This window comes from Rahnella sp. CFA14(1/10), assembly GCF_004195095.1.
GTDB lineage: Bacteria > Pseudomonadota > Gammaproteobacteria > Enterobacterales > Enterobacteriaceae > Rahnella > Rahnella perminowiae.
This window is the reverse complement of sequence record NZ_SEWS01000010.1, coordinates 129,458-153,420: the sequence shown is the minus strand read 5'-3', so window position 1 is coordinate 153,420 and position 23,963 is coordinate 129,458. Positions and strand designations below refer to the sequence as shown.

At 53.3% G+C, this 23,963-nt stretch carries 25 protein-coding genes and 1 pseudogene; 7 read left to right on the top strand and 19 right to left on the bottom strand.

Annotation, left to right across the window (positions count from 1 at the left end; all coding sequences use genetic code 11):
• Positions 1 to 20: 20 nt before the first annotated feature.
• Together rapZ and npr are read left to right on the top strand one after the other, a co-directional pair.
• The gene (gene rapZ / locus EVX52_RS19915; RefSeq protein WP_129954735.1) at positions 21 to 875 is read left to right on the top strand and encodes an RNase adapter RapZ; all 855 of its coding nucleotides are present in this window, start codon (positions 21 to 23) and stop codon (positions 873 to 875) included.
• Positions 872 to 1,144: a PTS phosphocarrier protein NPr gene (gene npr / locus EVX52_RS19910; RefSeq protein ID WP_120131579.1), complete on the top strand. Its 273-nt coding sequence runs from the start codon at positions 872 to 874 to the stop codon at positions 1,142 to 1,144. Before rapZ ends, npr begins: the two co-directional genes overlap by 4 nt.
• 133 nt (positions 1,145 to 1,277) lie before the next feature.
• Here npr and EVX52_RS19905 read toward each other — a convergent pair whose 3' ends face one another.
• The 10 genes and pseudogenes from EVX52_RS19905 to EVX52_RS19860 form a co-directional block, all read right to left on the bottom strand.
• Complete coding sequence (locus tag EVX52_RS19905; protein WP_129954736.1) at positions 1,278 to 3,197, bottom strand: transcription antiterminator; 1,920 nt, start codon at positions 3,195 to 3,197, stop codon at positions 1,278 to 1,280.
• Between the two features lie 81 nt (positions 3,198 to 3,278).
• Positions 3,279 to 3,422: pseudogene (locus EVX52_RS19900) on the bottom strand (beta-propeller fold lactonase family protein); the annotation flags it as partial.
• 17 nt (positions 3,423 to 3,439) lie between these two features.
• Positions 3,440 to 4,180 carry a KDGP aldolase family protein gene (locus EVX52_RS19895; protein ID WP_129991977.1) on the bottom strand — a complete coding sequence of 247 codons (741 nt, stop codon included), beginning with the start codon at positions 4,178 to 4,180 and terminating at the stop codon, positions 3,440 to 3,442.
• Positions 4,177 to 5,304 (bottom strand): DgaE family pyridoxal phosphate-dependent ammonia lyase, encoded by a 1,128-nt coding sequence (locus tag EVX52_RS19890; protein WP_129991976.1) that lies wholly within the window; start codon positions 5,302 to 5,304, stop codon positions 4,177 to 4,179. The genes EVX52_RS19895 and EVX52_RS19890 overlap by 4 nt, the downstream gene beginning before the upstream one ends.
• A complete protein-coding gene (locus EVX52_RS19885; RefSeq protein ID WP_129954739.1) occupies positions 5,294 to 6,427 on the bottom strand; it encodes an amidohydrolase/deacetylase family metallohydrolase in 1,134 nt (377 codons plus the stop codon). Before EVX52_RS19885 ends, EVX52_RS19890 begins: the two co-directional genes overlap by 11 nt.
• Positions 6,428 to 6,498: 71 nt before the next feature.
• A complete protein-coding gene (locus EVX52_RS19880; RefSeq protein WP_129954740.1) occupies positions 6,499 to 7,146 on the bottom strand; it encodes a DUF4310 family protein in 648 nt (215 codons plus the stop codon).
• Positions 7,147 to 7,158: 12 nt separating this feature from the next.
• A complete protein-coding gene (locus EVX52_RS19875) occupies positions 7,159 to 7,935 on the bottom strand; it encodes a DUF4311 domain-containing protein (protein ID WP_129954741.1) in 777 nt (258 codons plus the stop codon).
• A gap of 32 nt (positions 7,936 to 7,967) precedes the next feature.
• Complete coding sequence (locus tag EVX52_RS19870) at positions 7,968 to 8,267, bottom strand: DUF4312 family protein (protein ID WP_129954742.1); 300 nt, start codon at positions 8,265 to 8,267, stop codon at positions 7,968 to 7,970.
• Positions 8,267 to 8,632: an SFCGS family glycine-rich protein gene (locus tag EVX52_RS19865; RefSeq protein WP_120508349.1), complete on the bottom strand. Its 366-nt coding sequence runs from the start codon at positions 8,630 to 8,632 to the stop codon at positions 8,267 to 8,269. Before EVX52_RS19865 ends, EVX52_RS19870 begins: the two co-directional genes overlap by 1 nt.
• Before the next feature lie 46 nt (positions 8,633 to 8,678).
• Complete coding sequence (locus EVX52_RS19860) at positions 8,679 to 9,029, bottom strand: PRD domain-containing protein (RefSeq protein WP_129991975.1); 351 nt, start codon at positions 9,027 to 9,029, stop codon at positions 8,679 to 8,681.
• A 399-nt stretch (positions 9,030 to 9,428) separates the two neighbouring features.
• Between EVX52_RS19860 and rnk the strand changes: the two genes are divergently transcribed.
• Positions 9,429 to 9,839, top strand: a complete 411-nt coding sequence (gene rnk / locus EVX52_RS19855) for a nucleoside diphosphate kinase regulator (protein WP_015698907.1) — start codon at positions 9,429 to 9,431, stop codon at positions 9,837 to 9,839.
• Positions 9,840 to 10,282: 443 nt separating this feature from the next.
• Here rnk and cybC read toward each other — a convergent pair whose 3' ends face one another.
• Complete coding sequence (gene cybC, locus EVX52_RS19850) at positions 10,283 to 10,669, bottom strand: cytochrome b562 (protein ID WP_129954744.1); 387 nt, start codon at positions 10,667 to 10,669, stop codon at positions 10,283 to 10,285.
• A 146-nt stretch (positions 10,670 to 10,815) separates the two neighbouring features.
• Positions 10,816 to 12,156, bottom strand: a complete 1,341-nt coding sequence (gene pmbA, locus EVX52_RS19845) for a metalloprotease PmbA (RefSeq protein ID WP_129991974.1) — start codon at positions 12,154 to 12,156, stop codon at positions 10,816 to 10,818.
• Between the two features lie 226 nt (positions 12,157 to 12,382).
• Here pmbA and yjgA point away from each other — a divergent pair, with 226 nt between their 5' ends.
• Positions 12,383 to 12,934, top strand: coding sequence for a ribosome biogenesis factor YjgA (yjgA, locus tag EVX52_RS19840; RefSeq protein WP_129954746.1), 552 nt, complete (start codon positions 12,383 to 12,385; stop codon positions 12,932 to 12,934).
• A gap of 52 nt (positions 12,935 to 12,986) precedes the next feature.
• Here the strand turns inward: yjgA and EVX52_RS19835 are convergent, their stop codons facing one another.
• The 3 genes from EVX52_RS19835 to EVX52_RS19825 all read right to left on the bottom strand — a co-directional run bounded on the left by EVX52_RS19835 (position 12,987) and on the right by EVX52_RS19825 (position 15,272).
• Complete coding sequence (locus EVX52_RS19835; RefSeq protein ID WP_129954857.1) at positions 12,987 to 13,280, bottom strand: barstar family protein; 294 nt, start codon at positions 13,278 to 13,280, stop codon at positions 12,987 to 12,989.
• A 5-nt stretch (positions 13,281 to 13,285) separates the two neighbouring features.
• Positions 13,286 to 13,735, bottom strand: coding sequence for a ribonuclease domain-containing protein (locus EVX52_RS19830; RefSeq protein ID WP_129991973.1), 450 nt, complete (start codon positions 13,733 to 13,735; stop codon positions 13,286 to 13,288).
• A 76-nt stretch (positions 13,736 to 13,811) separates the two neighbouring features.
• Positions 13,812 to 15,272, bottom strand: a complete 1,461-nt coding sequence (locus tag EVX52_RS19825) for an NAD-dependent succinate-semialdehyde dehydrogenase (protein WP_129954748.1) — start codon at positions 15,270 to 15,272, stop codon at positions 13,812 to 13,814.
• 413 nt (positions 15,273 to 15,685) lie between these two features.
• Here EVX52_RS19825 and EVX52_RS19820 point away from each other — a divergent pair, with 413 nt between their 5' ends.
• A complete protein-coding gene (locus EVX52_RS19820) occupies positions 15,686 to 17,284 on the top strand; it encodes an APC family permease (RefSeq protein ID WP_129991972.1) in 1,599 nt (532 codons plus the stop codon).
• A 92-nt stretch (positions 17,285 to 17,376) separates the two neighbouring features.
• The gene (locus tag EVX52_RS19815; RefSeq protein ID WP_129954750.1) at positions 17,377 to 17,958 is read left to right on the top strand and encodes a maltose acetyltransferase domain-containing protein; all 582 of its coding nucleotides are present in this window, start codon (positions 17,377 to 17,379) and stop codon (positions 17,956 to 17,958) included.
• A 75-nt stretch (positions 17,959 to 18,033) separates the two neighbouring features.
• Here EVX52_RS19815 and aaeB read toward each other — a convergent pair whose 3' ends face one another.
• From aaeB to aaeX, 3 genes are read right to left on the bottom strand one after another with little or no spacing between them, the layout of a single operon-like run.
• The gene (aaeB, locus tag EVX52_RS19810; RefSeq protein ID WP_129954751.1) at positions 18,034 to 19,992 is read right to left on the bottom strand and encodes a p-hydroxybenzoic acid efflux pump subunit AaeB; all 1,959 of its coding nucleotides are present in this window, start codon (positions 19,990 to 19,992) and stop codon (positions 18,034 to 18,036) included.
• 10 nt (positions 19,993 to 20,002) lie between these two features.
• On the bottom strand, positions 20,003 to 20,938 hold the full coding sequence (aaeA, locus tag EVX52_RS19805) for a p-hydroxybenzoic acid efflux pump subunit AaeA (RefSeq protein WP_129991971.1): 936 nt from the start codon (positions 20,936 to 20,938) through the stop codon (positions 20,003 to 20,005).
• A 7-nt stretch (positions 20,939 to 20,945) separates the two neighbouring features.
• Positions 20,946 to 21,149 (bottom strand): p-hydroxybenzoic acid efflux pump operon protein AaeX, encoded by a 204-nt coding sequence (aaeX, locus tag EVX52_RS19800; protein ID WP_015698919.1) that lies wholly within the window; start codon positions 21,147 to 21,149, stop codon positions 20,946 to 20,948.
• 274 nt (positions 21,150 to 21,423) lie between these two features.
• On the opposite strand from aaeX, the gene aaeR reads away from it, so the two are divergent.
• A complete protein-coding gene (aaeR, locus tag EVX52_RS19795) occupies positions 21,424 to 22,362 on the top strand; it encodes an HTH-type transcriptional activator AaeR (RefSeq protein WP_129954753.1) in 939 nt (312 codons plus the stop codon).
• Positions 22,363 to 22,408: 46 nt separating this feature from the next.
• Here aaeR and tldD read toward each other — a convergent pair whose 3' ends face one another.
• Complete coding sequence (gene tldD / locus EVX52_RS19790) at positions 22,409 to 23,854, bottom strand: metalloprotease TldD (RefSeq protein WP_129954754.1); 1,446 nt, start codon at positions 23,852 to 23,854, stop codon at positions 22,409 to 22,411.
• Positions 23,855 to 23,963: the final 109 nt, after the last annotated feature.

Here is a 23,963-nt window from a genome sequence, read left to right as displayed (position 1 = left end):
AATGCCAGGGGAGTGTCACCATGGTGCTGATGATTGTCAGCGGCCGTTCCGGTTCCGGGAAGTCGGTTGCCCTACGGGCATTAGAAGACATGGGTTTTTACTGTGTGGACAATTTACCGGTGGTGTTATTGCCGCAGCTTGCCCAGACACTCGTTGAACGTAATACGTCAGCGGCCGTGAGCATTGACGTCCGTAACATGCCGGAAACACCCGAAGTTTATGAGCATGCGATGTCACAACTGCCGGAGAGTTTTTCGCCGCAGCTGTTATTCCTTGATGCCGACCGTAATACTTTGATCCGCCGTTACAGCGACACCCGTCGTCTGCACCCGCTTTCCAGCAAAAACTTGTCCCTCGAAAGTGCCATTGATGAAGAAGCCGATCTGCTCGAACCGCTGCGTTCGTCGGCGGATCTGATCATCGATACCTCCGAAATGTCCGTGCATGAACTGGCAGAAATGCTGCGTACCCGTCTGCTGGGTAAACGCGAGCGCGAACTGACCATGGTGTTTGAATCCTTCGGCTTCAAACACGGCATACCAATTGATGCGGATTACGTCTTCGACGTCCGTTTTCTGCCGAACCCGCACTGGGATCCGAAACTGCGTCCGATGACCGGCCTTGATAAGCCGGTGGCGGCGTTCCTCGACCGTCATACTGAAGTGCATAACTTTATCTACCAGACCCGCAGCTACCTCGAACAGTGGCTGCCAATGCTGGAAACCAACAACCGCAGCTATCTGACCGTCGCCATTGGCTGTACCGGCGGTAAACACCGTTCGGTGTACATCGCAGAGCAACTGGCCGACTATTTCCGTTCCCGCGGGAAGAATGTGCAGTCCCGCCATCGCACGCTGGAAAAACGCAAATCATGACGGTGAAACAAACGGTAGAAATCAAAAACCGGTTAGGCATGCACGCCCGACCGGCAATGAAATTGTTTGAACTGGTGCAGAGCTTTGAATCAGAAGTTATGCTGCGCAACGGCACGGGCATAGAAGCGGAAGCCAGCAGTGTTATCGCGCTGCTGATGCTCGACTCCCCGAAAGGCCAGAAAATCGAAATCGAAGCCACGGGGCCCGACGAAGAACAGGCGCTCACCGCTGTCGTAAATCTGATCAACTCCGGTTTTGACGAGGACTAATCCCCGTCATATTTCAAGTTGCAGGTGCGTTGGCTGCGCTCAGTTACCCGAATCACTTACCCGTGTAAGCTCATCGGGACTCCTTCGTTTGCCACCTTCCTCAACTCGAACTATTTTGGGGATAAGTAAGATTTTAAATGCGTGAAAGGCAATCTATTGCAATTGCCTTGAAGCTTTCAAAATTCTCACTGCTCAGCAAACGGCTCATTGAGCGTTCCCGCACAAACGTCACGAATAAATCGTAAATCGCCATCGCCTCTTCATAATCTGCTTTGCTGATCGCCAGCAGGAAAATTACGTGTGCGGTCTCCCCTTCACCCCATGCAATGCCCTGGGGAGAGAGCAACGTGATTACCACGGTTTTCTTTGCCAGCAACCCCAGCGAGTGCGGCAGCGCAATGCCTTCACCCAGCATGGTCGAGACAATCTCTTCACGCTCTACCACCGACGGATAAAACGCCTGATCGACATAACCTTCCGCTTCCAGCTGCGAGCACACATGGCGGAATAACTCCGCCTGCGTCATCGGTTCATTGATGATCATAAAATGTTTTTCGTCGAAGAATTTTTCCAGCATATAAGGCCGCGTGCGGTCTACCAGAACCAGTTTACCGAGCTGCTCCATTTGGTATTCGGTCGGGAATGGCGACAGCACCACCACCGGCTTATTTTTCTCACTGATGCGGGCATTGGAAATAATAAAATCTTCGTCGATGTGTTCCAGTTGCTCATAATCACGCAACGTCACAACCTGCTTCATCACCAGTTGCGGATACTTGCGATTAATCTGCGCCTGAATCATGCGGATTGTCGAATTGCCGGTATCACATACCAGCATCACCTGCGGGTGTCGCTGGTAGCCGATATTGTAATGCCGCTCCAGCCCGACGCCGATGTGCAGCACCAGAAAACCAATCTCGTTTTCGCTGAGTGTATACGGCGTGTATTTCCCCCAGCTTGAAACCGCCGCCAGCGTGACGTCATAGGCCATCGGATAATGCTGTTTGATGTTGTTTAGCAGCGGATTGGGAATATTAATCTGATACTTCACCCGCGTAATCATGGTTTTAATGTGCGTCAGCAGATCAGCACGCAGCTGCTTATCGCCTTGCAAATCATAGTTATAGTGCGAGTTGATATACGAAAGAATGTAATCGACCAGCGATTCATCATCATCTGCATTGATGTCTGTCGGCAGAATTTGCTGTACGCGACGCGCGGCGATATTCACCCGCAGATACGCTTCTTCAGAGGCAGGAATTTCCTTGCCAACCAGCGCTTTCAGCTCTGCCGCCAGCCTTACAGAAACCTGTTTCACCGCCGGGTCGCCATCTTCGGCATCAAAATCAGTCAGCGGATAGCCTCTGGCGATACGCTTAATGGCCACCGCACAATAAAGGATCAGATAGTGCTCGCCCTCATCAGTCAGTTGAATAGAAGACTGACTCAGAAGCTGATGCATAAAGCGCGTCAGTGGCACCAGCGCTTCCGGTTCCAGGCTTTCCGATTTGAGCAGCGGATTGGTTTGTTCTTCAGCATCGAGCTGAAACAGCAGGTCAGTCAGGCAGGCACGGATTGCCAGCTCAGCGCCAAACAGCTTCATGCCATAGCGCGGCTTGGTTTCGATATTCAGGTGATAGCGGGCCAGATGCTCCCTTACCTCAGCCATATCATTTTGCAGAGTTCCGCGGCTGACAAACCATTCATCGGCCAGATCTTCCAGCTTTAATGAAAAGGCAGAAGTCAAAAAGCGGATCAACAACGTCTTCACCCGCCCGGCGGCTGTGCGGGGTGTCGGATTCGGTTTAGGTTGTGTCGATTGCTGCAACGACGAGAACAGGCCATGGTCATCAATCCGTAGCTGATATCCGCTGCCACGACTGTGTATAAAAGTCGCGCCATAGTCTGCGATGATTTCATTAAGCGCAGTGATATCCGCACGAACCGTTCGCGTCGACACCGACAGACGTTTTGCCAGTTCGTCCTGAGGCAGCGTTTCGGTTTGCAGCGCATCAAACAGTTGCGCCAGACGTTGATTGGGAAATCTCACCATAGTTCTTCCAGTTCGTTTCAACGGGCCCCCGTTCACAGCAAATGCGTGTCGCGAACGGGGGTGTCACTGTTGCCGAGCCATTTAAGGCACCATCACCCTCGGTGAAGGGCTGCCCACCGTCACATAACTATCGGCAAAAGACAGCGTGCCGCTTTCGGCTGATACCTTGAATCTGGTGATGTTATCGCTTCGTTGATTCATTGCGTAAATATATTTGTCCTCCGGCAGCAAGTGTCAGAACCTTAACCCACCAGTTTTCTGACGCTGGCCAGCAGGGTTTTCACATCCTCAGGACGCGTATTACCCGATGCACTGTCGATGATCGAGCTGTAAATATGCGGGATGATTTTGGTGACACCTGCCGCCAGCGCGATTTCCATAATCGGCTCGAAGTTTTCCAGGTCGATACCGCCGGTCGGCTCAAGCCAGAAATCCTGTTCGGCACAGGCACGGGCCACGGCAGCGAATTCGTCACGGGTTTTCAGGCCCCCCATCGGGAAATACTTCACCGAGCTGCCCCCCATGTCTCTGAGCAGCGCAATGGCCGTTTCTACCGGCACAATCGCGTCAGCAGAGCCTGAACTCAGCGGTCCGGTATTGATTTTCACCAAACCCGCTTTACCGGTTGGCGAAATCAGACCGTTCACCACGCTGTCATTCTGCCCCAGCAAGGCACGGCTGGTGCCGACACCGGTAAAGACCTGGTTGACGTGTTGCGGCTGAACCTGTGCAGAAATCTGGCTGACCATCAGCGACTGACGCGGATCGCCTGCGCCTAACCCGACGGACAAAGCGTTTTCAATCAGCGCCGCATATTCCTTCATATCCGCTACCGCGCTGGCCACATCCGCGTAATTTTTTGACAGCACGCCGACCAGCACGTGGCCTTCTGCGGCTTCATAGATATCACGCGCATTGTTTTTTGAGCCGGCCAGAACGTTCAGACACACACGGTCACGGTAGAAGTTCGGAGTCAGCTTCATGCGTTGTCTCCCTTGAAAAGTTGTTTAAAACGTTGTGCGACGATGGCAAGCTGAGGCGGCGTTACGCTGCGTACGTCGACTTCAATCTTGCCTTCATTGGCCCGGTAACCACGAAAATAAATCGCGATATCGCCGCTCTTCATGGCGTCCACAATGGCTTTGGTTTTCCAGCCGAGTACGGCTTCATCGAAAGTAATTTCCGTGCGGGCGATATCACGTCCGGCGCTGTCCCAGACCACGCGGCCAGTCACACCCTTAATTTCGTTCAGGCTGGCAATGAATGGCGTCATCTTGTCGACCATTTCCTGTCCGGTGGTTTTCGGCAGGGTGAGATAGCTTTCGATCGCCTGCGTCAGGCCGAGAATGCCTTCTTTGCCGACTTTCATCGCACGGCCAATGCCGCCGGATTGCAGTTTTACCCATTCGACATACTGTTTTTTACCGAGCACCAGGCCACTGGTCGGCCCTTCGATGGCTTTAGCACCGCTGTAAATCACCAGATCCGCACCCGTTTCGTAATAACACGTCAGATCTTCTTCAGCGGCAGCATCGACGATCAGCGGCACGTTATGTGCACGCGCCACTTCGGCGGCTTCGGCGACTGATAAAATACTTTTCTGCACCGAGTGGTGTGATTTGATGTACATGATTGCGGCCGTGCGCGGCGTAATGCAGGCGGCAAGTTGCGCGGCAGAACATTCGTTGGCATAACCGGCTTCCACTACCTTGCCGCCGCCCATCGTCACCATCGTTGCGACCGGCGCACCGAAATTCACGTTGTGGCCTTTTGGCAGCACGATGTCGTGCGGAATGTCCAGCGGCGCGGCATGCAGGTTTTCCAGCAGCCAGGCATCATCTTTCACAATCACCGCCGCGACAGATTGCGCGATCCCGGCCGAGGCGCAGGAGACGACCACCGCGCTTTCGACGTGAAGCAATTTCGCGATGTAAGCGCCGGTTTTGTTCACCAGATCTTTCATTTCAAAGTAATGATTCAGACCGGTATTCACTACCGCTGCCACTTCCTCGCGCGGAGTAGAAACACCCAGTGCCGTCATGCGACCTGATGCGTTAATAACCTGTTTTAAATCATATTTTTCATATAAAGATTGTTCAGAAGACATGAGCAGATTTCCCTTCTTCGGTTAACAGGATGACACCCGCGACCACGGCGGCCAGGGGCACCAGCACACTTTCGCCCTTCGCGGACTTTCCTTCGGAATCAATAAACACCTGCGGTGCCTGACGTAACTCGAACAGTGTCAGATCGGCATCTGCGCCTGCGTCCAGACGGCCTTTGGCAGGCAGACAGAGTGCACCGGCGGCGTGAGTGGTCACGCAATCAATGACCTGTGGCAATGTCATGCCGACGCTGAAGAACTTCGACATTACGGTCGCCAGACTGTGAACCGGCCCGTTCAGGCGGTTGCGGCAATAAATATCGGAGCTGATGGTGTGCGGCAAAATGCCCTGCTTAATAGCCAGTTCTGCTACTTCAAAGCTGAAACTCGCAGTGCCATGACCGACATCCAGCAACACGCCACGGCTGAGCGCACGCTTAACGGAGTCGCGCAGTACGCCTTCCGGCGAGAGAATGCGGTTCGGCTTGCCGTTATAACAGTGAGTAATGATGTCACCTGAGGTCAGCAAATCAGCGATTTCATCGAGGTTCGGCGGGTTATTGCCGATATGCACCATCAGCGGCAGAGGAGCGTTTTCCTGCTGTATTTCTTTGGCGCGCACCAGCGGTTTCAGACCGTTCTGCCCGACCACGCTGCTGCTCATGCGTGCTTTGATACCAATGATAAAACCGGGATTTCGCGCGATGGCATCACGCACGCCGATCTTGTCAATCTGCGTCATATCCGCCAGTTCGTTTTGCGTCACAATGCCGGTGCGGGCGATATTCAGGAAAGCATAAACATTGGTTTTCGCCTTACGGGTGATCTGATAGAAATCGTCGATATCATTTGCGCCGGTGCTGCCGGCATCCGCCACGGTGGTGACACCGCAGGCGACCCCGATCAGATCAGCTTCATCATGATAAATCGGCGATTTCGGGTAACAGTGAACATGGGAATCGATCCAGCCAGCGCTGGCGTAAACCTTACCCTGCAGATCGAGAGTCTGGCGGGCAGTGGCACCGGGGGCCAGTGTGCCAATGGCGGCAAATTTGCCGTCGCGAATTGCAATATCAGTCAGGCTACCGTCTGCGCGTAATGCCTGCCGGATGATTAAGTCATACATACGACATTCTCCATAACCTCGGGCATCAGGAGTGCTCCTGACGCCCGTTTACCGCTGATCCGCTGCTGTTGCTACAGTGAAACAGGGAAGATAGCGCCCAGCACCATCGCACCGAGAATGGCACCACCGGTAATCGGCTTCTGCCACAAATAGAAACCCAGCGCACCCATCAGCGAGCCCAGACCGATAGGAATCGATGCCGCCATTGCTGACAGGATAATCAGCGGCCCGAGGAAGCGGCCCGAGGCGTTACCCGCGCCCATCATGACGTCAGCACCGTAGGTTGAATTGCTCTGATTGATGGTAAATTTACGCGCCAGAATGATGATGTATCCCACGGCTAACCCGAGGATCAGGCCGGTCACCAGTGAGGCCGCGAAGTTCGCCACCGGAAAGATGATCCCGGCGCCGAGCAACAGTGCCGGAACGCCCAGGCCGATACCGGTCTGGATCGCGCCGCCGATATCGAGAATACCGACCAGCGAGCCTTCGATGATGCGGGCAAACAGGAAACTGGCACCGAAAGCCGCCACTGCGCCGTACACGCCGGTGTCCATGCCGGAACGCAGCATCGACACAAAGGCCACTTCGTTAAACGCGCCGATGCCGTACAGGTAATACATATGTGTCCCGGCGAAAACGCCGGAAGACAGCAGTCCGACAAAGATCGGGAACGACCACTCGGCGTACCAGAAACCACGTTTGGCTTGTTCTTCCATTGTCATGCTCCCTTACTTACCGCTGAGTGAATTGTGAATGCCGTTCAGCCATGTCGGGACGTCCAGCATGAATGACTGCAACAGCTTGACGTCGAACCCGCGGAAGAAGCCGCTGAGGACAAACAGCGCGATAATCGCCGCCATCATCACTTTGGTGACGTGGTTCCAGCCGCTTTCTTCAACACCTTTACCAATCAGAATACCCAGCACCAGACCCGGCACGGCGTTACCCATGATCATCTGCGCCATACCGCCAAAAATGGTGGCCCAGAAACCGGAACGACGCCCTGCATCGATTGCCGCCAGCCAGAAAATTACCGGCATCACGGTGTTTACCAACAGGTTAGCCGCAGGTACCAGCACTTTAATTGCCGTAACCTGTAACGCTGCAGGTACCGCAGAGGCGGTAGTGTTGAGGAAGGCGACCACAATCATGCCGATGATGCCGCCCGCAATCGCCATCTTGCGCGGGTCGTGCAGGGTTTCAGCCACATTGCGGTTTTTGAACATCAGGGCGGCGGTTGCCCAGTGAGGAATAATGCGGTGGTCAACGTCCTGAGTGAAAGAACCTGCCGCCACGGAAGAAGCCCAGGCGTTGAAGAAGAAGCCGAGACCAAAGGAGAAATGTGAAGCCGGATCGCCTTCACAGGAGTTTAATTCCCCAAGCGTACGAAAAGCCCCCATTCCCTGCACGGTGGGTGCATGAAACATACGTGCGGCACCCGCACCTACGCCCACACCGACCAGTCCGCCGATAATAAGCGACTTAAATAAAATAATTAAAAACATCAGTATATCCTTGTCATTTATAGCTAACGTTTTTATTTCGTGACAAAAACTACCTGTTCCGTATTAATAACAGTCAGGTTGACGGTAATGTCTAACGCCACGTAATAACTCTTTCTTTCCCTGGCCAGAAAAAAGAACAGAAACTTTTCCCTTTTGACTGATTCTTCTGCCTTTATTATCTTGACGTCCTGCGGTTCAATGCGTAGCAAGACATTATTGGCAGATGACTTGAGAACCGTTCTCTGAACCTGACTCAGTGCGGAAGAAAAGGCGGCAGCCTTATTTTCGCCTTTTCCTTCAACCCGGACCGTCGTGGTTAATTGTTGCTTCATTACGCCTGACCATACTTCTTGTTATAAGCTTCAACCAGACGCTGCCCCAGTTCTTCTTTATCCATAAAGCCGAACCCTAATACCAGACAGCCTTCGTTAATTGCCGTAACTCCTTCATCCACGGAGCGCATCCCATATTTAGCTTTATATCCGTATTTGTTTTGTGCGGTAATCGCACCCGCACCGCCACTGCCGCAGAAAGAAATACCTAAGCTGGCACCCTCTGCTTTCATCACATCGCCGAGTTTCATATCTGCTGCCATGCCAGGGACAACAATGGCTTTTCCACCCGCTGCTTCCACGCCTGCTGCCACTTTCTGGCCTTTCCCTAAACGGTCGCCGATCACCACTAATACTTGTCCCATGTTTCACATCTCCGGATTAATTAATTCGCTAAATTTTCGGTAAAATTTATTCAGGCTCATTATCTCTTGCGACTTCGAAATGCACCGAGAGTAAATACGCCTCCTCAATCGGTAAATTTCCAAACCAGCTGACCACTTCCTCTGCCATTTGCATGGACTCGGCAGAAATTTCATCAAATAAATCTTTCTCGACATCAGGTAACGGCTCGCCGGTAATAGAGCGTAATACCATGGCTTTAACGTGTGACGTTAACATCTGCAACTGAACATCTGTGGTGTAGATATTCTTTGCACTTTGCATCGCCTGAATATCCTTTAATACTTGCTCTGTTATCGCCGCCGCATCATTCAATCCAATCCGCCCGGCCCCGTTCACAGATGCGCTTGCGTTATTCACTCGCGATTACCTCTCTCCTTGTCTGACTCACTATTTCCAGCCGTTTATTTTGTCTGTCTTTACCCTAACCCCGCGTACATTTCCTGTGTAGAGGGTCTTTTTCCAGTTCGAAGTGGAAATACGATGCGCTGAGCAGATCTCATTCGCAAAACGAAAAGTTAAGTCGCCATATCACTGAATATTGCGGCATGTAGCAGCGTATTTCGCTGGTAATCGGAATTTTCGCAATACGGATTAATTCCCACACAATGCTTTCATTTCCGCCTGAGAATGCCTAGTATCAAAGAACACATGCAAATTACCGACACCCCCGCGCTTACCCGCGGGGGTGTTATTTTTTGCCGACCGGCACCCCACCCGCATGAGGCGGGTGATGCAAAAGGAACCACGGAGAATGTTATGAGTAAACCGACACTGATCATCAACGAACTTGACGCAGAACGCCTGGATACACTGCTGGCACAACCGGCCTTTGCCAACAGCCCGGTGGCCGATGCACTGAACGAAGAGTTAGATCGCGCAGAGATTTTGCCGCCTGAGCAAATTCCGGCCGATGTGGTCACGATGAACAGCAAGGTGCGCTTTACAGAAGGTAAAGACGGCGAAGAACACATCCGCACGCTGGTGTATCCGGCAGCATTGCAGGACAGCAACGAGCAATTATCGGTGATGGCTCCGCTCGGTGCTGCGCTGCTGGGGCTGCGCGTGGGCGAAAGCATTACGTGGGAAATGCCCAATGGTGCTGAGAGTGACATTACCGTGCTGGAGTTGTTGTTTCAGCCGGAGGCAGCGGGAGAGCTGAGACGTTAAGGGTTTTCTTTTGCAGAAGCCGCTGCAATGGCGGCTTTACTTAAGAATGAGAAAATTTCGGTTTCTCATATGCAGAAGCCGCTGCACAGCTTTACTAAAGACCGAGAACATTTCGGTTTCTCACCTGCGGTGATCGCTTAACGCGCAGCGCCGAAACCGCCCAAGAGGGAGAAGTGCTTTCTCCCTCTTGGATCTCCCTCCGCTTTTTTACTGCGCGCTGTCGCTGGCGGCTATGTTTCAGGTAACGCGGAGACAGGCTGGAAATCTGAAACATAGCCAGCGAGCGGAGCGCGCAGTTTAAGACGTGGAAATTCCAAAGAGGGCTCGTCTTAGCCCTCTTTGGTCGGTTTCGGCGCGAAAGACCGAGCGATCACCGCGATTAAAAAACCGAAACTTTCACCGCCCTCAGCATTGAGAATGCCGCTCAGACACCGGCCATCTGCTTACTTAAACTTCTTGTGGTTCTCATTCCTTGTGGCTTTAAACCCTTCCGCTTCTTTCTTCGCTTCATCAATCTTTCCGGCTTTCGCCAGTTCTGACGCCTTATCAATCTGTCCGATCAACGTATCCAGCCCTTTGTGATAATCCTGTATTTCAGGGCTGTCAGGGGCTTTACCTTTCAGTTTTGGTGGCGTCGCTTTTTTCGCGTCTTCGGCAGCCGCTTTCATGTTTGCCAGACCCGTGGTCAGCTCGGCCTGATCGTTGGTTTTCAAAACCTTGCCGTAGTTATCAGCAATGGTGTCCATGTCCGTTTCTAAATCTGCTGCCAGTGCTGCCGTGCTGCTTCCGAGCAGGGCTATCACCGCTAACGCCATCAGTTGTTTACGCATGATTTTCTCTCTGTTGTTATTTATTTGTTAGATAAAACGACATTACTTGTAAGGCTTTATAAAAATAAGCTGAGAGAGAGAAAAACGGCATGAATTTTTTGTAAAGAATTAAAGCAGCGATCGGGCGACCGCTGCTTCAGGAAGGGTTATTCGCCAGCGATTTTCATTGCGGGTAACAGCACGGAACCACACTGGATATTGCTGCGAGTCTCGATATCGCTACCAATCGCGACCATGTTGCGCCACATATCTTTCAGATTACCGGCAATGGTGATTTCGCTAACCGGATATTGAATTTCACCATTCTCGACCCAGAAACCGGCCGCGCCACGTGAGTAATCACCGGTGACGCCACTGACGCCCTGTCCCATCAGCTCAGTGACGACCAGGCCTTTATCCAGTTTACGCAGCATGCCTGCGAAATCATCCCCCTGACCCGCGATGCGCCAGTTGTGGATGCCGCCCGCGTGACCGGTGGTTTGCAGACCCAGTTTACGGGCGGAATAACAGGTCATCAGCCAGTTTTGCAGCACGCCGTCTTTGACGATATCACGACGCTCGGTGCGCACACCTTCGCTGTCGAAGGGCGTGGAAGCCAGTCCCTGCAACAGGTGCGGATGCTCTTCAATAGTCAGCCAGTCCGGCAGGATTTGCTTACCCAAGCTGTCGAGCAGGAAAGACGATTTACGGTAAATGCTGCCACCGCTGATCGCCCCCACCAGATGCCCGAACAGACCCGTCGCCACTTCGGAAGCGAACAATACCGGTGCCTGCATGGTCGGTAATTTGCGCGGAGCCAGACGTGACAAGGTGCGGCGGGCACACTCGGTGCCGACCCACTCAGGGTCTTTCAGATCACTCATTTTGCGGGCGATGGAATACGCATAGTCGCGCTCCATCTCACCTTCGTGTTCAGCAATCACTGAAGCGGAAATGGAATGACGCGTTGAGCAATAGCTCTGCAACATGCCGTGGCTGTTGCCAAAAACGCGGATACCGTAATGGCTGTTGAAACTGCCGCCTTCGGTATTGGTGATGCGCTTATCAGCCTGCAAAGCCGCCTGTTCAGCACGGGCGGCCAGCTCGATACAGCGATCCGGATCCAACTCTTCCGGGTGGAATAAATCCAAATCCGGCGCATCAAATGCCAGCATCTCTTTGTCCGCCACACCCGCGAACGGATCCGGCGAAGTATAACGGGCAATATCCAGCGCTGCCTGCACGGTGCGGGAAATGGCATCCGGGCTTAAATCAGTAGAAGACGCGCTGCCTTTACGGTTCTGATAATAAACGGTAATCCCCAGTGCGCCGTCGCTGTTGAATTCAACATTTTCGACCTCGCCAAAACGGGTGCTGACGCCGATACCGGTGGTTTTGCTGACCGCAACTTCGGCGGCATCTGAACCCGCTTTCGCCAGTTCCAGCGCCTGAGATACGGCCTGTTCCAGGGTTTTACGCTGCTGCGCAACTTGATTGACTACATTCATCGGCATGCCATCGCTTATGAGATTAAGAGGTTGTTCTACACGGGTATTCAGAAACTAATATCTTTGAGTCTAACAGAGACTCGCCATAATTTCGCATTCACACCGGCGTTGTTATGCCCAAAGTTGCAACAGAACATGGATGTATGCGGCATAACCCTGCATAATGCCGCCGAAGCAATAAAGCACAATCAAACTGACAGGATTACCTCGTTAAGAGGAAGCGCCCATGACAAAGAAAATTGACGACTGGCACGATGACGTTCCCGAAACCAACGAGAACGACGATGATGATGAAATCATCTGGGTCAGTAAAAGTGAAATCAAACGTGACGCCGAGGCGCTGAAAGATCTCGGTGCGGAAATGGTTGAGCTGGGTAAAAACTCGCTGGACAAACTGCCGCTGGACGACGATCTGCGTGCAGCCATCGACTTAGCGCAGAAGATCAAGAAAGAAGGCCGTCGCCGCCAGTTACAACTGATCGGTAAAATGCTGCGTTCACGTGATGTTGAACCGATCCAGACGGCGCTGGATAAGCTGAAAAACCGCCATAACCAGCAGGTGTCACTGTTCCATAAACTGGAAATGCTGCGAGATCGTCTGGTCGAAGAAGGTGATGATGCGATCCCGCCGGTTTTGGAATTGTATCCGGAAGCCGACCGCCAGCAACTGCGCGCGCTGATCCGTAACGCGCAGAAAGAGAAAGCCGCAAACAAGCCGCCGAAATCTTACCGCCAGATTTTCCAGTATCTGCGCGAACTGGCTGAAGGTCAGGAATAAAAAAACAAAAGCCCGCCTTTTTACTTAACCGAAAATGGCGGGTTTTTTCTTTTCAGCCTTTGGCCTTTGCGACCGGTTTCTCCAGTAAGTTCAGCCGCAGCTCGCCTTCCAGTTCTTCTTCCGCTTCTTCAAACAACAGAATCAATGCGCCGAAACGACGTTTACGGCTGGCATTCAGATTAATGAAATCTATCTCAACCGGCAGTGTTATTCCGCCCGTCACCTCATCCCAGAGTGCATCCAGATTCGCACCAAAGCTGTCGGTCAGTTCAAGCTGACGGACGAACTCACGGTAGAATGCGGGTAAATCCGGGATGTGATTAAAATCGAAGCTCATTTTATTCATCGACATTACTCCACCCGAACGAAGTTCTGATAATGGTCTTTACTGACATAAATCAGCCCGTCGCTGGCAAACAACACCCGGTCTGCCCCGCGACGCCCGCAGCGATAGTTAATATCCGCTTCATGCCACACCCTTTTATACGCCGAAGGCAAACGCCCTTCCCGGTTTGAGAACCGGTCACCGCCAATCGCTTTACCGGGTAATACCTCACATAAATTCCCGGCACGGGCATCCCAGCCCGCTTCGCGTGCCTTTTTCTTGGTGATGTAATTTTCAGGCAATTGATGATTCTGGCGCAAATAGCCGATCACTGTTTGCTCATCGGTACCCGGGACTATTGTGCCCTGATTATATGTCGCTTTAGCGACAACCTGCCCCGCGATACCGCACAGCGCAAAAACCACGGCGGCTGCCATCACCAGAGTGCGCGAACGCAGCCCGTTAAATGCCTTCATTGACGTCCTTTGTATTAAGCCGAATGAATATGTTCCTGTTTATTGTTTCTTAAAAAACAGCTTCTGGAAAGCTGACTTAAAGGTTCCCTAAATGCAGCGTTTTCACCTGCAAATATTCTTCCAGTCCCAGCACCGAACCTTCACGTCCCAGGCCGGATTCTTTTACGCCACCAAAAGGCGCGGCTTCGTTGGAAATCGCGCATTCGTTAATGCCGATCATCCCGCTTTCTATGGCATCCGCGACACGGAAAATACGTTGCAGATTCTGGCTGTAGAAATACGCCGCCAGCCCGAAAGGTGTATCGTTGGCGCGCTTAATCACTTCTTCTTCCGTTTTGAAACGGAAACAGGCCGCCAGCGGGCCGAAGGTTTCTTCATGCGCCACTTTCATGTCATCGGTAACATCAATAATCACTGTCGGCTGGAAGAAGTTGCCACCGAGTTTATGCCGCTGACCGCCCTCCATCAGGCGTGCGCCTTTCTCCAGCGCGTCCCTGACGTGTTCTTCGACTTTCTCCAGCCCCTTGATATTGATCAGTGGCCCGACAATCACACCTTCGTCCATGCCGTTGCCGACTTTCAGTTTGCGCACTTCTTCCACCAGCCGTGAGGTAAATGCCTCGTACACCCCGTCCTGCACGTAAATGCGGTTGATACATACACAGACCTGACCGGAATTGCGGAATTTACAGGTGATCGCGCCCTGCACGGCCGCCTCAATGTCGGCATCGTCAAACACGATATAGGGGGCATTACCGCCCAGTTCCATTGACACTTTCTTCATGGTGTCGGCGCTGTTGCGTACTAATGTTTTGCCGATTTCCGTCGAGCCGGTAAAGGAGACTTTACGTACCGCGTCGCTGGTCATAATCACTTCACTGATAGCACCGGTGTCACCGGCCACGCCGTTAATCACACCGTCCGGTACGCCCGCATCCTGTGCCAGTTGCAACAAAGCAAATGCAGACAGCGGAGTGTTACTGGCCGGTTTGATGAGGCCGGTACAACCTGCCGCCAGCGCCGGTCCCAGTTTGCGGGTCAGCATCGCCAGCGGGAAATTCCATGGCGTGATTGCCGCCACCACGCCGACCGGTTCGCGTGTCGCCAGGATGCGTGAGCCGGATTTGGCCGGAGGAATGATTTCGCCGTTGGCACGTTTGGCCTCTTCGCTGAACCATTGCAGATAGCTTGCAGCGTAATCGACTTCACCCAATGCCTCTTTCAGCGGCTTGCCCTGCTCGGCAACCATCAGTTCACCCAGGAATTGTTTATTTTCCAGCATCAGTTCATACCAGCGATGCAAGATTTCAGAACGCGCTTTCGCCGTGGTTTTACGCCATTGTGGAAAAGCGTCGCTGGCCGCCTTCACTGCAGCTTCCGTTTCCGCCTTTCCGGCCTTTGCCACTTTGGCGACCACCTCGCCGGTTGCCGGATCCAGCACATCGAAGGTGTCTTTGGCCTCAAGCCATTTACCGCCAGCAAAATAGCCGGTCTTAAATAAAGGATGTGCGGAGAGTTTTTCAATCTGGGCAGACATAAGGGATCCTCCTGATTTATGCCATTCAAAACGGAATATGGCAGTAAGTATAGACGCTAAAAACCGGGACGAGGTCACAAGGCGTTTAGCGTTCTGTGCTTGTAACATTCAGTTACACCGGACTTTTCTGCTGAGATTGTGGAAAATATCCGCATAACCCTGATGTTTTTCCTGCCCCACACAGGTGCACCGCGTGACCTCTGCGCGATCTTTTTGCGCCATCAGATAGCATGCAAACCATAAGCACTGTGTATTTACGCCCGCCACGGTGCTGTGTGGCGAAAATCACATTACTGGCATGGTTCATGCTCAATACCCTCTGACCGCGCAATCCCGGCGCGGGTGCTAATTCCCTTTTTTGGCAGTGAAGATTTCTGCCGTCTTCCCAACTCTTCAACCCTAAAGAGGATCCTATGACTCAGGGGACTTTGAAAAAAAAATTAGGCCTGGTGGATCTGACCTTGCTTGGTGTCGGATCCATGATCGGTTCAGGATGGCTCTATGCGGCACTCACCAGTTCCGGCTATGCGGGTGGTTTAACCGGCTGGGCCTGGTTGCTGGGCGCCGTGATGGTGCTGTTGATCGGGCTGGTATTCGCCGAGCTTTCAGCGGCTATTCCGCGGGCGGGTGGTTTTGTACGCTATCCGAATTACACCCATGGGAATGTGGTCGGTTTTGTGATCGGTGTAAGTTCCTTACTGGCGTATACCAGCACGGCGGGCGTGGAGGTGGAAGCTGTGCGGCAATATGCCATGTACTGGTGGCCCGCGTTAGGTCAGTCCGACGGCAGCCCGACCCGCCTCGGCTTTGTGATGCAAATCGTTCTCCTGGTGTGTTTCTTCCTGCTTAACTACTGGAGCGTCAGTTTCTTCGGGCGCATCAACACCATCATCACGACGTTCAAATTCATTGTGCCGCTGATGGTGATCGTCACCTTATTTGGCTATTTCCATGGCGGCAACCTGAGCGTGCCAGGTACCGCACCGGGGGGGATCCACGGTATATTCTCCTCCCTGACCGGCGCAGGAATTGTGTTTGCGTATCTCGGATTCCGCCAGGCGGTGGATTTCGCCAGTGAGGCGAAAAACCCGCAGCGCAATATCCCGATCGCCATCATGCTGGCTATCGGCATCAGTTTTGTTATCTACATTCTGTTGCAGTTCGCCTTTATGGGTGCGGTACCAACCGACATTCTCAGCGCACACGGCTGGGTGGGGCTGAAAACTATCTTCCAGTCTCCGTATGCCGATCTGGCCCGCAGCCTGGGCATAACGTGGCTGATCAACCTGATCCTGATTGATGCAGTGATTTCACCGGCAGGTACCGGAAATATCTATCTCGCCGGGGCTTCCCGCGTGCTGTTTGCCTGGGCAAAGAATGGTCATCTGTTTTCGATTTTCGCCAAGGTCGATCCGAAATCTGGCGTACCACGCGGCGCCCTCTGGCTGTCGCTGATACTGGCGATTGCGTGGACGCTGCCGTCTGAGTTTCAGGTCTGGGGCGGGCTGATTGGTGCCGTCACTTCCGCCACCGTGTTTACCTATATGCCCGGCCCGGTCAATGCCGGTGTTATGCGCTCACGGTTGCCCGATTTGCCGCGTCCGTTCCGACTGCCGGTTTTCGCCCTGCTCAGCCCGCTGGCATTTGTCGCCAGTACCCTGCTGATTTACTGGAGCGGCTGGTCAGTGAATGAGCTGCTGATCCCGATACTGGTGATTGCCTGGATGGCGTATGTGTTGTTTGGTAAGAAAGATCAGCATTTCAAACGTGATGTCCGGAGCGCATGGTGGTTGTTGGCGTATTACATCGCCATTTTCATTCTCTCTTATTTCGGGACTTACGGTGGCACCGGCACCATTTCAAGCCCGCTGGATATGGTGCTGGTGGTTATCGCGACGCTGGTTTGCTATTACTGGGGTGTGGCTTCCGGACATGAAAAACTGGAAATCCCGCCGGATATGGAGGAAGAAGACCCGCCCGTCAGCCCGCGACGCGAGACCCGTGTCGCATAGTTGACTCAATGAAATTGTCGCACGTTCACATTTCTTTTTCCGGTCAGTAGACTGCGGTTTTACCCCGTAAATTTCTGATGAGGGAACAGGATATGTCAACGCGCGAAAAGATGAATATGGGCGAGCTGTATACAGACATGGGCGAAGGATTGCCGGAGGAACGTCGCGCCGGAAAAGAGCGCGTGTATGATTTTAACCTCACGCGACCGTCCGAAGAGGCAAAGCGCCTGGATTTGCTCAAAAGCATTATGGGCAGTCTGGGCAAATCCTGCTGGATAGAGCCGCCCTTGCATGTCGCGTATGGCTCGCATATTCATATCGGCAATCACTTTTACGCCAACTTCAATCTCACGGTGGTGGATGACGCCACGGTGACGATTGGCGATAACGTGATGATCGCGCCAAATGTGACCCTCGCCACGGCAGGTCATCCTATCGACCCTGAAATCCGCATCACCGGACAGCAATTCTCCCTGCCCATCATCATCGAAGATAACGTCTGGCTGGGCACTGGCGTGATGGTGAATCCGGGTGTGACCATTGGCCGGAACAGCGTGATTGGCGCGGGCAGCGTGGTCACGAAGTCCATTCCAGCCGATGTGGTTGCAGCAGGTGTGCCGTGCCGGGTGATACGCCCGATCACCGCAGCTGATCGCGAAACGTTTTTAAGATAATGAGGCCCGAAAGTAGAAAAGGCCGGTGCATTCATTTATGCACCGGCCTTTTATTTTCACTGTCCTGGTGAGTTATCAGGCCAGGAAAGCATGCTGATAACGTTGCAGCATGTCAGTGAGACGCCTTACCGGCTCGGTCACTTTCAGCGGTGCGTCGTACTCGACCAGCTTTTCCTGATACTCACCCAGCTCTTTCAGTAACCGCTGGTAATAATAGGTGCGCTTGCCTTCACCTGATGCAGAGACCACGTGATCGGCCGTATTACGGATTTTTTTGTGGAACGCAGACAGTTCGTCATTCACAGGCACTTCTGCCAGTTTCATGCGCTGGTGCGCGATAATCAGCATCAGCGCCAGACGGTATTTGTCGATATCGTTCGGGAACATCACCAGCAACTGATTAAGCTGGTGATAAAGCGCAGGAAGGTGGTTTTCACGACGCCGGTACGCTTTGGTGGTCAGCGCCGACACTGCGCTGCTCATGAAACGGTTAAGCAGCGTACGGCCGGTTTTCTCACGGGATTTATCCCGCACAATCAGTAACACCGCCATCGCGATCACCGTACCTATCGCCTGCCCCATCGCGTTATCCAGAAACGACGTGACGTTAAATACCATCGGATTGCTGAGCACCAGAATATTAATGGTACCCGCCAGCAATCCGAGCATACCGAGACGACGCTTGGTCACTTCGATACCGATAAAGAAAGTGAAGATCCCCAGCATCAGACACAGCAGGAACAGACTCTGCTGCGTCGCGGGCATAATCAGCATAAACATCATCGAACCGACCGGGATCGCCAGCAACATGCCGATGATGAAATCCATAGCCATGCCTTTCGGATTTGGCGTACGCATCGCCAGCGAGGTCACCACAGCAATGATAATCACGCAGCCGCTGGCCGATGTCCAGCCGGTCCACAACCACATCAGGCAGCCGATAGCTGTTGCAGTGAAGGTTCGCAGGCCGTTGACCAGCGCATGGTGACGTTCTGCCGAAACAGGCCGCACCACCACTTCGCCGTCAAGCACACCGTTTTCTGTGGCGCTGATACTGCTGTTGGTCTGGATGCCTTTCATCAGCAACAGCGCACGGGTGCCGGCACCGGTCCAGGCGCTGACCGTCATGAGCACGTTATCACTGTGCATGCCGGTAATTATCTGGCGCAACTGCTTCAGCCTGCGGTGTACATCCGCCACGTTTTCAGCGGGTTCAGCAAACAACGCCTTCAGTTCAGGCGAAATCCGATCCGGTGAGTTTTGTAAAATCAGATAGGTTTCACAAGCCTGCGTGATCATGCTCAGGGAGGTGCTATGCAGCGCTTTCAGGCGACGATTACATCGCTGCCAGCGCGAAGATTCCATCATCAGGCTGCCACGCATACCGTTCAGCGCGGTGGTGCTTTTTACCAGATTATTCCAGGACTTATCGATATCTTCCTTTGTGCCGCTGTTCACGCAAATCCGCATCAGCGCAAACTGATCCAACATCAGCTGGCTGACGGCACGGTCGATATCTTTTTTAATAGAACGGGGAGAGAACAGCAGGTCAGCGACGATGGCGCAACAAATCCCGATCACGATTTCACTGCAACGCTCAACCGCAAACTGCGGCGTTTGCAGGGGGGAACTGGCGGACGTCACCACAATAATCAGCGCGGTATACCCGGCCAGACCCAGCGCATACGAGTTCTCAATACGCACCAGCGATGACCACCAGGTGCACACGCCCGCCCAGATGCAGCACAGCAACAGCATAACGACCGGCGCGCGGGCGGTGGCAATCACGATCACCAGCGCCGCGATACAGCCGATAAAAGTGCCGATAACACGCAGAAAACCACGATGACGAATAGCACCGGCAAAGGGTTCTCCCCCCGCGGCCAGCGCAGGGCCGGATGTCACTATGGCGGCGGTCATGGCCGACCAGCGCGGGGTTTCGAGTTGCAGATAGAATCCGAGAACCAGTGCACCCAGGATCGCGAACGTCAGCTTGCAGGCAAAACGCACACGCGGGATAAGTACGCTATTCATCTTTCCGGCCTTAACCAAACTCTCTCAGACGATGCAGGAGGCGAAGGAACGGGGATCCTTCATCTTGTTTACGGTCATGGCTGCCGGTAATCACCACCGTCGCCGTGGTACCTGCCGGATAAGGATGTTGCTGATCTTCGGCATCAAGCAGGATTTTCACCGGCACACGCTGCGCCAGGCGCACCCATTCGAGGTTGCTGTCGATAGTCGCCAGACCGTTGGATGCCGCAGAAGAGGAACTGTTTGTCACCGCGGCCGCTACGCTGTCGACTGTACCGTGCATGATGCGGTTGCTGCCGAGCGGCGTGATTTCCGCACGGTCACCTTTTTTCAGCCCGGACAGTTTGGTTTCTTCAAGATAGGCAAGAATATAGAAGGAATTTTTCTTCACCAGCGCCACGGCGGTCGAACCACGGTTGATGTAGTTACCCGGATGGACGGTCAGGTTAGTGACCCAGCCGTCGGCAGGTGCCACCACCACCGTACGTTCCAGATCCAGCACCGCCAGATCCCGTGCAGCCTGCGCTTTCGCCATCTGATGTTGAGCGGTTTGCAACACGTTATTTGCCTGATCGATTTCTTCCTGCGACATGGCCTGAACGCCCAGTTTCACACGGCGTCCGGCTTCGCGCTTTTTCTCAGAAACCAGCGCCTGGTAATACGCGACGTCAGCGCTCGCTTCGTCCAGCGCCTGCTGGTAGCGCGGCTGGTCGATTTTGAACAGCACCTGGCCTTTCTTCACCAGTTGGTTATCAACCACCGGCACATCGGTAATCAGACCGGTGACATCGGGCGCGATAGACACCACGTCAGCGGTAAATTTGGCATCACGGGTCCATGGAGATTCTGTATAGAACGCCCAGGCTTTGAAGATTGCGATGACAGCCAGCACGACAAGAATCAACGTTATTGTGTAACGTATTATTTTTATGGAGAAATTTTTCACAACGCCCTCAGACGAACATGCAGGAGATCAGGTAGAAAAGACAGCAGTACAAAGCTGTGTTGAACAACGCCGGGTGCCAGACAAAGTCGTAAATTCCGGTGGGTTGCAATACACGCCGCAGCAGAAAAAATACCACCAGCGCCAACAGTATTTCAAAAAACACCGGAGGAAACGACAATCCGAAAATCACCATTACCGGAAGCAAACTCATCAAAAATTCCTTACATTATTACGACGGACAAACGCATAACGTCCCGCGCACGCATTATTTATTATTTTAGGCAACGGCACGCGACCCCGATGAAAAATAATTCAACGGGAGCAGAGCAATGAAGCTGCAAAGTTGCCAGGGAAGTGTGCGAAGGTAAGCATGATGTCAGGAAAACTGAAACCTGAGCTTTATCGCCCGGAAGGGTATATTAGCGTGCTTATTATCAACTAATCAACGTTCTGTGATCTAAATCACTTTTAAGCCAGAGTTAACAATGGACCGATTAAAACGCATGTCGATCTTTGCTCAGGTAGTGGAAAGCGGCTCCTTTACTGCGGCCGCACGACGCCTCGACATGAGCGTTTCCGCCATCAGTCAGACGATCTCAAAGCTGGAAAATGATTTACAAATCAAACTGCTAAACCGCAGCACCCGCAGTCTTGGCCTGACGGAAGCCGGTAAGCTTTACTATCAGGGTTGCCGGAAAATGTTGCACGATGTGCGCGAAGTACATGAACAATTGTATGCCTTCAACAACACCCCGACCGGCACATTACGCATCGGCAGCTCATCGACAATGGCACAAAATGTTCTTGCTGCGATGACCGCCGAAATGCTCACTGAATACCCCGGCCTGACGGTGAATCTGGTGACCGGCATTCCGGCACCGGATCTTATCGCCGACGGGCTGGACATGGTCATCCGCGTGGGTGCGTTGCAAGACTCCAGTCTGTTCTGCACCCGCCTGGGCTCAATGCCGATGGTGGTATGCGCGGCACACAGTTATCTGGCGCAGCACGGGACGCCGGAGAAACCGGCAGATATGGTGAATTTCTCATGGCTGGAGTACAGCGTCCGCCCGGACAGCGAATTTGAACTGATCGCCCCCGAAGGTATTTCGACCCGCATTACTCCGCAGGGCCGCTTCGTCACCAACGATTCGCAGACCATGATCCGCTGGCTGAAAGCCGGTGTCGGTATCGCGTATGTGCCGCTGATGTGGGTCATTGAAGAGATCAATGCCGGTGAAGTGGAAATTCTGTTCAGGAGCTATCAGTCTGATCCGCGGCCGGTTTACGCGCTGTATACCCAAAAGGACAAACTGCCGCTGAAGGTCCAGGTCTGTATTGATTATCTGACGGATTATTTCAAACGGGTGAGCAAGGTGTATCAGGGATACCGGCAGGGGATAAAAGTCACCCAGTGGAATTAAACCTCCCCGTGTGAAAGGGGAGGGATAACATCGAAATAATCTTCTACTACGCAGTGCCGCCGACGGTCAGATTATCCAGCTTCAGGGTGGGCTGACCGACCCCGACCGGCAGGCTCTGACCTTCTTTACCGCACACGCCAACCCCTTTATCGATCGCCAGATCGTTGCCGACCATGGAAATCTGTTGCATTGCTTCAATGCCCGAGCCGATCAGCGTCGCGCCTTTCACCGGTTTGGTGATGCGGCCTTTTTCGATCAGATACGCTTCGGACGTCGAGAATACGAATTTACCCGAGGTGATATCCACCTGCCCCCCGCCGAAGTTGGGCGCATACAGGCCATATTCCACGCTACTGATGATATCTTCCGGCGTTGATTTCCCGGCCAGCATATAGGTATTGGTCATACGCGGCATCGGCAGATGTGCGTAGGATTCGCGGCGGCCGTTACCGGTCGGCGAAACCCCCATCAGACGCGCATTCAGCTTGTCCTGCATATAGCCTTTCAACACACCATTTTCGATCAGCACATTGTACTGACCCGGCACACCCTCATCATCAATCGCCAGTGAACCACGCAGACCCGGCAGCGTACCATCATCCACCACGGTACACAGTTCAGAGGCCACACGCTTGCCCATCTGACCGCTAAATACCGAGGTCCCGCGACGGTTAAAGTCACCTTCCAGACCGTGACCTACCGCCTCATGCAACAGCACACCCGGCCAGCCGGAACCCAGCACAACAGGCATGCCGCCAGCCGGTGCGGCGACTGCCGTCAGGTTCAGCAATGCCATACGTACAGCATCACGGGCAAAGGCTTCCGCGCGCACTTCACCGTTCACGGTTTCGAGGAAGTAATCATAACCGACACGACCGCCGCCGCCACTGGAGCCACGCTCACGACGTCCGTCCTGTTCAACCAGAACGCTTACGGACAGGCGCACCAGCGGGCGAATATCTGCCGCCAGCGTACCGTCAGTGGCAGCCACCAGCACATGTTCATACACGCCGGTGATGCTGGCACTGACTTCCTGCACGCGCTTATCGGCCGCACGGGCAATCTTGTCGACGCGGTGCAGCAGTTCGATTTTTGCTTCACGCGGCAGGCTTTGCAGCGGATCCAGCGGAGAATAAAGAGATTTGTAGGCAATTTCACCCAGCATATGCGCTTTGCCATTGCCCTGTTCGCGGACAATACTGCGGGCAGCTGTTGCGCTGAGGTTCAGGGCATTGAGCGTGATTTGGTCAGCATAGGCAAAACCGGTTTTTTCACCGCTTACCGCACGGACACCGACACCCTGATCGATATTGTAAGAACCGTCTTTGATGATGCTGTCTTCGATCACCCAGGCTTCGTGGAAGCTGGACTGGAAAAAGAGATCGGCATAATCGAGACGACGTTCAGACAACTGGCCCAAAATGGAAAACAGATCCTGATGACTCAGATTATTAGCAGTTAGTAACTGCTCACTGACTAAGGCCAGACTCATAGATGTTCACTCTCTTTTAGACGAAAGTCCGGCAGGCAGACTGAGGTTTACACAGTCTGCCTGCAAGACAATCCATTGTTACAAGGTTATTAACAGCCTAACACAGCAC